The following is a 10,981-nucleotide window of genomic DNA, read 5'->3' as shown; positions in this document are numbered from 1 at the left end:
GACCGGCCCGATCAGCCGCATCACCCAGATGCCGAGAGCGAGCCAGGGGCCGAAGACGATCGCCATGTGCCGCGACAGCTGCCCGCGAGCCGAGGCGAGGGTGACCACCAGCGCCGCCCCGGCGCCGACCAGCACCACCCAGGGCAGGGCCTGCCAGCCGAGCCAGGCGCCGCCGGCCGCCAGCAGCTTGGCGTCGCCGAGGCCGAGCCCATCACGGCCGCGCAGCCGGCGATAGGCGTGGGCGAGGCCGGCGAAGAGGAGATAACCCACGGCGGCACCGATCGCCCGATCCGCCAGCGGGACGCCCGGCTCGAACAGCGCCGCCAGGAGCCCGGCCACGATCAGCGGCAGGGTCAGCATGTCCGGCAGCAGCCCGGTGCGGCGATCGATGGCGCCGAGCAGCAGCAGTCCCCAGCCGAGCAGGCAGGTGCCGGGCATCAGGGCCGCGTCGCCGGCCAGCGCCGCGAGCGCGATGCCGATCGCCGCCAGCTCGATCACCGGATGCGTCGGATCGATGACGCCGCCGCAGTTGCGGCAGCGGCCGCGCAGGGCGATCCAGCTGAGCACCGGCACCAGGTCGCGCAGCGCCAGCGGCTGCAGGCAATGGTCGCAGCGCGAGCGGCCGACCAGCAGGCCGCGGACATCGTCCGGCAGGCGGTGCGCCGCGGCGGCGAGGAAGCTGCCGATGATCGGCGAGACCGCGACCAGCCCGATCTGGATCGGGGTCACGCCGGGGCGATCACAGCGGACGCGGCCGGCCGCCCGCCGTGCGCGGCCGCAGCGCCTCCATGCGCGAGCGCAGCTCCTCCGCGATCGCCTGGGCGTCGGCGGCGTTGCGGATCACCCGCGGGGTGATGAAGACGACCAGCTCGGTCCGGTCGCGGCTGCTGCTGGTGGAGGAGAACAGGTTGCCGAGCAGCGGGATATCCTGCAGCACCGGCACACCGCCGCGCCCGTTCTGCTGGTTCTCCTGGATCAGCCCGCCCAGCACCACGGTCTGGCCGTTGGCGACCGAGACGATCGAGCCGATGCGGCGGGTCGAGATCGTCGGCGCCAGCGCGTCGGCCTCGGTGGAGGCGGCGTCGTTGACGATGCTCGAGACCTCCTGCTGCACGTCCATGCTGACGTCGTTGTTGGAGTTGATCCGCGGCGTCACCTTCAGGATCACGCCGGTGTCCTTGTATTCGATGTTGCTGATCACCGGCGAACCGGAGGTGTCGGTCGACTGGCTCTGCTGCGTCCGCACCGGCACCTGGTTGCCGACCTGCAGCCGCGCGGTCTGGTTGTTCAGCACCGCCAGGGTCGGGGCCGAGACCACCCGGACATTGGTGATCGACGACAGCGCGTTGAGGACGACCCGGGCACCGCCGGTGGAGACCGCCAGATTGAGGCCGGAGCCGGCCTGCGGCACCGGGGTGCCGAGTATTCCGGACGGCGAGCTGCCGGGATCTCGGACGGTGAAGCCGGCGGCGCCGAAGCCGGTCTCGAGATAGTACTGGACGCCGTATTGCAGCCGGTCGTTCAGCGTCACCTCGGCGATTGTCGCCTCGATCACCACCTGCAGCGGGCTGGCGTCGATCGCGCGGAGCGCCGATTCGATCAGCCGGAACGCCGCCGGCCGGGCGCGGATCAAGAGCGCGTTCTTGTCCCGGTCCGGCACCACCCGCACCTCGCCCAGCTTGTCGAGCTTGAACACCGCCGCCTTGCCGGCTTGGCCGCCGGCGAGGCCGAGGATCGACGCATCGCCTTCCTTCTGCTGGGCGTTGAAGTCGATCGGCGCGAATTGCGACGTGGTGCCCGTGCCCTGCTGTGCGGTCTGATCGGTGTTGCCGGTCGTCCCCGTGGTGCCGGTGGCGCCGGGCTGGTTGGTCCCGCCGCTGCTGCTGGTGTTGAGGCCGAGGCCGCGGGCGACGTCCGAGCCGAGCTCGTCGTCGAACGGCGAGGCCCCGCTCTCGTCGACCTTGCCGAAGGCCTGGCCCAGCACCCGCGCCATGTTCGCCGCGGTGCCGTTCTGCACCATGTAGACGTAGACCCGCTCCTCGTCGGAATCGCCCTGGTCCAGCCGCCGGATCCAGCGCCCGGCTTCGTTCAGCTTGTCGACGCGGGACGACACCACCAGCACGGCGTTGAGCCGCTCGACCGGCATGAAGTTGATCAGCCCCTTCAGCGGCCCGCGGTCGGGGGCGCCGCCGAACACCGCGCTCAGCTCCTTGATCACCGCCTCGGGCTGCGCCTGCCGCAGCGGGAAGATCCCGGACGACATGCCGCGCAGCCAGTCGACGTCGAAGGACTGGACGGTGGCGCCCAGCGCCGCCCGGTCGGCGCTGGTGCCCGAGATCAGCACCAGGTTGCGGGTCGGGTCGACCCGCACCAGCTCGGGATTGGTCGCCGGCGCGATCAGCGGGCCGATGGTCTCGGCCGAGACGTTGCGCAGCGGGATGATGGTGATGCCGTAGCCCGCCGGCAGCGGCTTCGGGTCGCTGCCGAGCTGCAGCACGGTGCGGCCGGACACCGCCTCGCCCAGCGGCACGATGCGGTAGCCGGCCCGGCCGTCCTGCACCAGCGCCGCGCCGGTGGCGCGCAGCACCGTCTCCAGCATCGCCACCAGGTCGTCGGGCTTGATCGGCCCCTGGGTCGACAGCGTCACCGTGCCGGTGACCCGCGGGTCGATGGTGTAGGGCTGGTGCAGCAGGTCGCCCAGCACCGCCTGCACCACCTGGGCCAGGTCGGCGTTGTTGAAGTTGACCTGGTAGCCGCCGGGCTGCGCCTGGATCGGCGCGCCCATCGCCGCCGGCTCGCCCGGCACCGCATCGATGCCGGGATAGACCTGGGCCTGGCGCACCGGCTGGGTCCGGCCGGTCGAGGAGACGACATTCGAGCGCGAGCGGGCGTCGGCCGGCGCCGCCAGGGACCGGTTGGCCAGGTCATCGAACATCGAGGGCGGCTGATCCGGCTTCTGCTGGCCGCATGAGATCAGCGCGAGCAGCAGCGGAACCGCAAGGATTCTGAAGGAAAACACCCTGAAGCCCACTGACAACATCCCCCGCAGCAACGCCGAGCCATAACCGACCGGATCCCGCTCCACAAGTGACAAGAGCAGTCGGCCTTGATTCGGACGAAATTGTTGCATTCATATTAAGTTTTATTGAAACCGCCTTGGCAACCTATTGATAAGACAAAAATATTTCGTTTGACCGCTGTCCCGGCACGGCCGAGATTGCCGCTCGCCCGCCGCCCGGCGATGATGGGACGCGCGGCGGACCGCGTAGGGGGACCGGCACCGGAAGGGCAATGTGAAACCACTCCTGGATATTCTCGTCGAGCTCGGGAAGCTGGGCCCCGAGGATCGGGCGCGCGTGTCGCGCCTGCAGGAGAATTCAGGCGACGGCGTGCCGGCGCTGCTGTCCAAGCTGGGGCTGGTGTCCGGCCGCGACCAGGCGCTGGCCCTGTCGCTGCAGCACGGCGTGCCGCTGGTCGGCCCCGACGCCTTCCCGCCGGCGCCGCTGTTCGACGGCCGGCTGTCGTCCCGCTTCCTGCGCGAGAGCCGGGTGCTGCCGCTGGCCGAGGCCGAGGACGGCGTGGTCCTGGCCATGGCCGATCCGGGCGACGCCTATGCCCGCCAGGCGGTGGAGCTGGCGACGCGCCGGCCGGTCCGCCCCTGCGTCGCCGCCACCGAGGATCTGGACGACGCCTTCGCCCGCTATTTCGACAGCGGCCGGTCCGCGGTCGAGCGGATCGTCGACGACATCGGGGCCGAGGCCGAGGAAGCGGCCGGCGACCCCGACGTGCAGCACCTGCGCGACCTGGCGCAGGAAGCGCCGGTCATCCGCCTGGTCAACCAGATCTTCAGCGACGCGATCCGGATGCACGCCTCGGACATCCATGTCGAGTGCTATCGCGACGAGGTGAAGGTCCGCTACCGCATCCACGGCCTGCTGCGCGAGATGAAGGCGCCGCCGGTCAGGCTGGCCCCGGCGCTGATCAGCCGGATCAAGATCCTGTCCAAGCTGGACATCGCCGAGCGGCGGCTGCCGCAGGACGGCCGTGCCCGCTTCACGGTCGGCGGCCGCAGCATGGACATGCGCGTCGCCACCGTGCCGACCCTGCATGGCGAGAACGTCGTCATCCGCCTGCTCGACACCGCCGGCATGGACATCGAGCTGTCCGCGATCGGCTTCGCGCCGGAGGTCGAGGCGACGCTGCTGAAGCAGCTGGCCCGGCCGCACGGCATCCTGCTGGTCACCGGCCCGACCGGCAGCGGCAAGACCACGACCCTGTACGGCGCGCTGCGGATCCTGAACCAACCGAGCCGGAAGATCCTGACCGTCGAGGACCCGGTCGAATACCAGATCAAGGGCGTCAACCAGATCAACGTCCGGCCGCAGATCGGCCTCGACTTCGCCCGGGTGCTGCGGTCCTGCATGCGCCACGACCCGGACGTGATCATGGTCGGCGAGATCCGCGACGGCGAGACCGCGAACATCGCCGTGCATGCCGCGCTGACCGGCCATCTGGTGCTGTCGACCCTGCACACCAACAGCGCCACCGGGTCGATCAACCGGCTGCTCGACATGCATGTCGACGGCTATCTCCTGACCTCGACCATCGCCGGGGTGATCGGCCAGCGCCTGGTGCGGCGGCTGTGCCCGGAATGCCGCCGGCCGGTCGACACCCCGGCCGGGCTGGTGGAGCGCGCCGCCGCCGCCCGTCCGCTGGCCGCGGGGACGCCGCAGCTGTACGAGGCGGTCGGCTGCAGCGCCTGCGACGATCTCGGCTACACCAGCCGGATGGGCATCTTCGAGTATTTCGTCCCGGACGACGAGATCCGCGACCTGCTGCGCGACCGCATCTCCACCGCCGCCCTGACCCAGGCGGCACGCCGGGCCGGCATGGTCACGATGTATGAGGACGGGCTGCACAAATGCCTGGCCGGGCTGACCACGCTGGACGAGGTCCATCGCGTCACCGAGGAGTGGTGAGGCCATGCCGGTCTTCGCATACAAGGCGATCGACGGCAGCGGCGCGGTGGTCGAGGGCCGGGCCGAGGCGGCGGACGAGGCCAGCCTGACGGCGAAGCTGGAGGCGACGGGCATCCTGCCGCTGAGCATGGCGCCGGTGCGGGCCCAGGCCGGCCGCAGCGGCGCGGCCGGTGGCGGCGCCAGGACCTTGGGCCGGCGCCGGGGGCCGAAGTCCGGCGAGATCACCCAGATGACGCGCGAGCTGGCCATCCTGGTGGCCGCCGGCCAGCCGCTGGAGCAGGCGCTGGTAACCCTCTCGCAGGGCACCGGCACGGTCGGCGCCCTGTCCGGCCAGGTGTTGGCACGGGTGCGGGCCGGGACCAGCCTGAGCACGGCGCTGGAGGAGCAGGGGCCAGTGTTCCCGCGGCTCTACGTCAACATGGTCCGGGCCGGCGAGAGCTCCGGCACGCTCGACGTGGTGCTGGAGCGGCTGGCCGAGCTGCGCGAGCGCGGCGAGAAGACCCGCGAGATGGTGGTCTCGGCCATGCTGTACCCGGCCATCCTGATCGTCGTCTCGCTGTCGTCGGTGTTCCTGCTGCTGACCTTCGTGGTGCCGCAGTTCGAGACCATCTTCAAGGATGCCGGGGCGGCGCTGCCGACGCCGACCGCGGTCGTCATCGCCATCGGCCGCTTCTGCCAGGACTACGGCTGGATGGTCGGCCTCGGCATCGTCGCCGCGGTGATCGTGGTCCGCCGCATCCTGGCCCAGCCCGGCCCGCGCCTGGCCTGGGACCGCGCCATGCTGCGCCTGCCGCTGATCGGCCCGCTGGTGCGCACCCTGGCGACCGCCCGGTTCTGCCGCACCCTGTCGACCCTGGTCGGCAACGGCGTCGACCTGCCCTCGGCCATCGCCCTGTCGCGCGACGTCGTCTCGAACACCGCCGTCAGCGCCGCGATGGAGACCGTCATCACCGGCGTGCGACAAGGGCGGGGGCTGGCCGACCCGCTAGCCGAGATCGGCCTGTTCCCGCCGCTCGCCGTGCAGATGCTGCGGGTCGGCGAGGAGACGGGGCGGATCGACATGACCTCGGCGCATGTCGCCGAGGCCTATGAGCGCAAGCTTGAGGCCGCGATCAAGCGGCTGGTCACGCTGGTCGAGCCGACCCTGATCATCGTCCTCGGCCTGGCGGTGGGTGGCATCGTCATGTCCATCCTGCTGGCCGTCATCAGCATCAACGACCTCGCCTTCTGAGAGACCATGCCTGAGATTTCGAACCACATGCCCGCCATCCGCCGCAACCGCCAGGCCGGCTTCACCCTGATCGAGCTGCTGGTCGTGCTCGTCATCCTCGGCCTGCTGGCCGGGCTGGTGGGGCCGCGGATCCTGTCCTATCTCGGCGGCGCCCGGGCGGATTCGGCGCGGCTGCAGATCGAGAACTTCAAATCCGCCCTCGACCTCTATGCCATCGATGTCGGCGGCTATCCGACCACCGCCCAGGGGTTGAAGGCGCTGCTGGCCAACCCGGGCGGGGTGCGCGGCTGGAACGGGCCGTATCTGCGCAGCAATGCGCTGCCGGACGATCCGTGGGGCAGCGCCTACAACTACCGGGCGCCGGGGCAGCACGGCGCCTTCGACCTGTATTCCCTGGGCGCCGACAAGCGGGAGGGCGGCAGCAGCGATGACGCCGACATCACCAGCTGGTGATCGGGTCCGGACCGACCGCGGCTTCACCCTTTTGGAGCTGCTGGTGGTCCTGGTCATCCTCGGTGTCGTGGCGGCGCTGGTGCCGCCGATGCTGGCGCGCGGCTCGGCCCAGGCCTCGCTGAAGCGCACCGTGGCGACGCTGGCGTCGGAGCTGCGGCAGGCGCGCAGCGACGCCATCCTGCGCGACGGGCCGCAGGGCGTGGTGATCGATCCCGTCGGCCGCAGCTTCGGCCCGGTCGCGGCGCCGCTGCGCCACCGCATCGCCGACGGCATCGCGATCGACGTCACCAGCGCCGGGATCGCCGCCGACCGCGACGGCCGGCCCGGCATCCGCTTCCTGCCGGACGGAAGGTCGACCGGCGGCACCATCCGCCTGGCCGGCCAGGGCCGCGTCTACCGGGTCGAGGTCAACTGGCTGACCGGCCGGGTGCGGATCGCGGAGGCCGGCGATGGCACGTGAACGCGGCTTCACCTTGATCGAAGTGGTGGTCGCCCTGACCATCCTGGGGCTGATCCTGACCGTGATCTTCCGGATCTTCGGCACCGGGCTGACCGGCCTGGCCCGCGCCGACGGGCTGCAGCGCGCCGCCATCGTCGCCGAGGGGCTGGCGGCGCAGCTGGACACCTTGCCGACGCCGCTGCGGATGGGCGGCACCTTGTCCGGCGAGACCGATGACGGCTATCGCTGGCGGATCGTCGCCGACGGCTGGGACCAGGCGCCGCGCCAGACGGTGACCGTGGGCACCCGCCAGGCCCGGCTGGCCCGGCTGCGCATCGCCGTCGAGGCCGCCGCGTCGGGCCCGCGCTTCGAGATGACCACCCTGGCGCTGGTGGTGGTACAATGAGCGCCCCCGACCAGCGCGGCTTCACCCTGCTCGAGACCATCATCGCCATGGTGGTGCTGGCGCTGATCATGGTGCTGCTGACCGGCGGCCTGCGCTTCGTCACCGCCGGCTGGGATCGCGGCGCCCGGGCCGCCGAGGCATCCGAGACCATCGCCCTGGTACAGTCGACGCTGCGGCGCGAGGCGGCGGCGGCCCGACGCCTGACCTGGCAGGCCCAGCCCGGTGCCAAGCCCACGGCCACCTTCCGCGGCGATGCCGACCGGGTCGGGCTGGTGGTGGCCGATCCGGGTTTCCCGAGCGAACCCGGCCTGGCGATCGCCTTCTTCTACGTCGATGTGCAGCCCGGCCAGTCGACCCTGCGCTATTCCCGCGCCCGCTTCGACCCGCGGCTCGCCAGCTCCGCCGACGCCAAGCCGACCGACGATCTGATTCTGACCCGTGGCCCCGTCGCGTACCGCTTCGACTATTTCGGCACGGTGCCCGGCGAACAGCGGCCGCGCTGGGTCTCGCCCTGGCCGGACCGCGAGGCGCCGCCGCGGCTGATCCGCCTGCGCAGCCGCGACGCCGAGGGGCTGGCGGTGTGGCCCGACATCGTGGTGCCGCTGCCGGTCGACCTCGAGCCCGCCTGCACCCGCACCATCACGGCGACGAACGGCGCACAGCAGCCGGATGCGCCGGCGGGACAGAATGCGCCGTCGGGGCCGCAGGCCGGCCAGCCACCGCGACGGCAGCAACCCCCGCCCCAGCCGCAGGAGGGCACGCAGGCCGCGGCCGAGTCCTCCGATGGCGCCTCCGCCACCCCGCCCGCCACGGGCGCGGACGGCTTCTGCAGCCTGTCGGTGCAGCGCGATGCCAAGGCCGGCTGACCCCCGCCCCGCCGCGGTCCGCGGCCCGCGTCACGGCGAGCGCGGCATCGCCCTGGTGGTGGTGCTGTGGACGCTGGTGATGCTGGCGATGCTGACCATCGGCTTCAGCCTGAGCAGCCGCACCGAGGCCCGGGTCGCCGCCAACGGCGCCGAGGAGATCCGCCTGCGGGCGCTGCTGCGCGGTGGCGTCGAGCTGGCGGTGTTGGGGCTGGGCACCGCCGACGACGACCGCGGCTGGCGCGCCGACGGCACCCCCTACCCCGCCGAGCTCGGCGACGACCGCATCGTCGTGCGCATCCGCGACGAGGCCGGTCGGGTCGACCTGAACCGGGCCGATGCCGAGACGCTGCAGCGGCTGATCGCGGTGGTGCTGGGCACGCCCGATACGGCGCCGCGGCTGGCGGAGGCGATCCTGCGCCGGCGCGGCGGCGACCAGGCCAAGCCCGGCCAGCCGCCCGGTGCCGACCAGGCCGGCCAGCCTGCGAGCCGGCCCGAGCCCACCCGCCCCGCCCCGGCGCTGGACCCGGACAACCCTGCCGCGCTGGCGCGCCCGTTCCAATCGGCCGAGGAGCTGCGCATGGTGCCCGGCATCAGCCGCACCCTGGCCGACGCGTTGATGCCGCTGGTCACCGTCCTGTCGCCGGCCGCCGAGATCAACGCCTTCGCCGCCGACCCGCTGGTGCTGCAGGCCCTGCCCGGCGTCACCCGCGCCCAGGCCGAGGCGGTGGTGCGCGCCCGGCAGCAGCGGCCGGCGCCGACGCCGGAACGGCTGGCCACGCTGCTGCCGCAGGACGCCGGCAAGCTGCTGCGTGCCGGGTCCGGACCGGTCTACAGCGTCAGCGTCGAGGCCGCGACCGCCCGCGGCGCCCGCGGACGGGTCGAAGCGGTGATCTGGGTCGCCGCCGACGGCCAGAGCTTCTATCGTATCCTGGACTGGCGGGAGGCCGGCTTCGGCCGGCATGTGGGGGAGGACCCGGCATGATCGCCGGCATGATCCGTCGAACGGCGGTGTTCCTGCGCTGGTGGGGGCGCGAGCTGGCCGCGCTGGTACCCGACCGCTGGCTGCACCGCCCGGTCCTGCGCCGGCGCCGGCTGATCCTGCTGTGGCGCGAGGACGGCGCCCGGCTGATCGAGGCCCGCGGCCGCCGGGTGCTGCGCGAGGTGCCGCTGGGCCATGTCCCGGCCGGCGGCCCGCAGCGGCGCGGCGCCGAGGTGGTCCTGCGCTTTCCGGCCGAGGCCGGGCTGCGCCGCCGCATCATGCTGCCGCGCGAGGCCGAGGCGGCGCTGGGCCGGGTGCTGCGCTTCGAGATCGACCGGCTGACCCCCTGGCCCCCCGGCACCGCGGCCTTCGCCGCCCGCCTGCTGCCCCCGACCGGCGACGCCGCCACCATCGCGGTCGAGCTGTCGGCGATGCCGCGGGAGCAGGTCGACGCCGCGGTGCAGGCGGCCCGCGCCGCCGGCTGGACCCCGGATGTGGTCGACCTGGCCGGCGAGGACCCGCTGGCGCCGCCCGGCCCCGACCTGCGCCACGACATCGATGCCGAGCGCCGCCGGGCGCTGCGGCGTCTGGCCTGGCTCGGCGGGCTCGGCCTCGGCGCCCCGGCCGCGATCGCGGCGGCCTGGCTGGTCTGGACCGTCGCGGCGCACTGGGCCGTGGTCTCGGATCTGCGCGCGCAGGTAGCCACCGCCCGCGCCGCGACCGCGCCGGCCAGCGCCCTGCAGGCCGAGATCCGGTCGCTGGAGGAGGCCGGCTCCTATCTCGGCGCCCAGCGCCGCGCCACGCCCTATGTCTCAACCCTGATCGAGACCGTCAGCCGGACCCTGCCCGACGGCGCCTGGCTGACCGAGCTGTCGCTGGACCAGGGCACCCTGCGGCTGGGCGGCTTCGCCGATGATGCCGCCAGTCTGATCCCGGTGCTGTCGGCGCTGCCGCAATTCCAATCTGTCGCCTTCGCCGCGCCGAGCGTGCGCGACCCGCAGCGCGGCCAGGACCGCTTCGCCGTCAGCGCCACGCTGGTGCCGGGGGCGCAGCAGCCATGAACATCGACCTCAGCCCCGCCGCCCGCCGCCTGATCGCCGTCGGCCTGCTGCTGCTGCTGCTGGTCGGCATCGGTGCCGGCTTCGCCGCCGGGGCGGTCGCCATCCGCGACGCCGACGACACCGCCGCCGGGCTGCGCCAGGAGCTGGCGCTGCTGGCCCGGCTGTCGCTGACCCGCGACCGGCTGGAGGAGCGCAAGGCCGCCCTGGTCGCGGCGGCGGGCGGCGAGACCCCGGCGCTGCAGGGCGCCAGCCCGGCGATCGCCGGCGCGTCGCTGCAGCAGCTGGTCTCCGGCGTCGTCGCGGCCCGGGGCGGGCGGGTCGACAGCATGACCGTGCTGCCGGCGGTGGAGGATCCCGGCGGCTACAGCCGGGTCGGGCTGCGCGCCAGCTTCGGCGCCAGGATCGAGGCGCTGCGCAACATCCTGCAGGCCTTCGAGGCCGGGGCGCCGCCGCTGTTCATCCCCGCCTTCACGATCCGCACCGAATCGACCGAAGGCAAGGAGGATCCCGAGCTGACGGTCTCGGTCGATGTCTATGGCGTGATGCGCCGGCCGGAGGGCAGCTGAC

11 protein-coding genes are annotated in these 10,981 nt (G+C 73.0%); 9 read left to right on the top strand and 2 right to left on the bottom strand.

Features of this window, described 5'->3' with window-relative positions:
• On the bottom strand, window positions 1–729 hold a 729-nt coding region (locus AAHM41_RS19975), incomplete at its 3' end, for a prepilin peptidase (RefSeq protein WP_342238331.1).
• Between the two features lie 10 nt (window positions 730–739).
• Window positions 740–2,935 carry a type II secretion system secretin GspD gene (gene gspD, locus AAHM41_RS19970; RefSeq protein WP_342238330.1) on the bottom strand — a complete coding sequence of 732 codons (2,196 nt, stop codon included), beginning with the start codon at window positions 2,933–2,935 and terminating at the stop codon, window positions 740–742.
• 358 nt (window positions 2,936–3,293) lie between these two features.
• Between gspD and AAHM41_RS19965 the strand changes: the two genes are divergently transcribed.
• From AAHM41_RS19965 to gspM, 9 genes are read left to right on the top strand one after another with little or no spacing between them, the layout of a single operon-like run.
• A complete protein-coding gene (locus AAHM41_RS19965; protein ID WP_342238329.1) occupies window positions 3,294–4,979 on the top strand; it encodes a GspE/PulE family protein in 1,686 nt (561 codons plus the stop codon).
• Between the two features lie 4 nt (window positions 4,980–4,983).
• Window positions 4,984–6,210, top strand: a complete 1,227-nt coding sequence (locus AAHM41_RS19960) for a type II secretion system F family protein (RefSeq protein ID WP_342238328.1) — start codon at window positions 4,984–4,986, stop codon at window positions 6,208–6,210.
• A gap of 6 nt (window positions 6,211–6,216) precedes the next feature.
• Window positions 6,217–6,663, top strand: a complete 447-nt coding sequence (gene gspG, locus AAHM41_RS19955) for a type II secretion system major pseudopilin GspG (RefSeq protein WP_342238327.1) — start codon at window positions 6,217–6,219, stop codon at window positions 6,661–6,663.
• Window positions 6,638–7,123, top strand: a complete 486-nt coding sequence (locus AAHM41_RS19950) for a GspH/FimT family pseudopilin (protein ID WP_342238326.1) — start codon at window positions 6,638–6,640, stop codon at window positions 7,121–7,123. Before gspG ends, AAHM41_RS19950 begins: the two co-directional genes overlap by 26 nt.
• Complete coding sequence (locus AAHM41_RS19945) at window positions 7,113–7,508, top strand: type IV pilus modification PilV family protein (protein WP_342238325.1); 396 nt, start codon at window positions 7,113–7,115, stop codon at window positions 7,506–7,508. The genes AAHM41_RS19950 and AAHM41_RS19945 overlap by 11 nt, the downstream gene beginning before the upstream one ends.
• Window positions 7,505–8,374, top strand: coding sequence for a prepilin-type N-terminal cleavage/methylation domain-containing protein (locus AAHM41_RS19940; RefSeq protein WP_342238324.1), 870 nt, complete (start codon window positions 7,505–7,507; stop codon window positions 8,372–8,374). The genes AAHM41_RS19945 and AAHM41_RS19940 overlap by 4 nt, the downstream gene beginning before the upstream one ends.
• On the top strand, window positions 8,358–9,356 hold the full coding sequence (locus AAHM41_RS19935; RefSeq protein WP_342238323.1) for a general secretion pathway protein GspK: 999 nt from the start codon (window positions 8,358–8,360) through the stop codon (window positions 9,354–9,356). Before AAHM41_RS19940 ends, AAHM41_RS19935 begins: the two co-directional genes overlap by 17 nt.
• The gene (locus AAHM41_RS19930; RefSeq protein ID WP_342238322.1) at window positions 9,353–10,414 is read left to right on the top strand and encodes a PilN domain-containing protein; all 1,062 of its coding nucleotides are present in this window, start codon (window positions 9,353–9,355) and stop codon (window positions 10,412–10,414) included. Before AAHM41_RS19935 ends, AAHM41_RS19930 begins: the two co-directional genes overlap by 4 nt.
• Window positions 10,411–10,980: a type II secretion system protein GspM gene (gene gspM, locus AAHM41_RS19925; protein WP_342238321.1), complete on the top strand. Its 570-nt coding sequence runs from the start codon at window positions 10,411–10,413 to the stop codon at window positions 10,978–10,980. Before AAHM41_RS19930 ends, gspM begins: the two co-directional genes overlap by 4 nt.
• Window position 10,981 lies beyond the last annotated feature (1 nt).

The sequence above is a fragment of the Inquilinus sp. OTU3971 genome (assembly GCF_038440215.1).
This window is presented reverse-complemented; position numbering and strand designations above follow the sequence as displayed.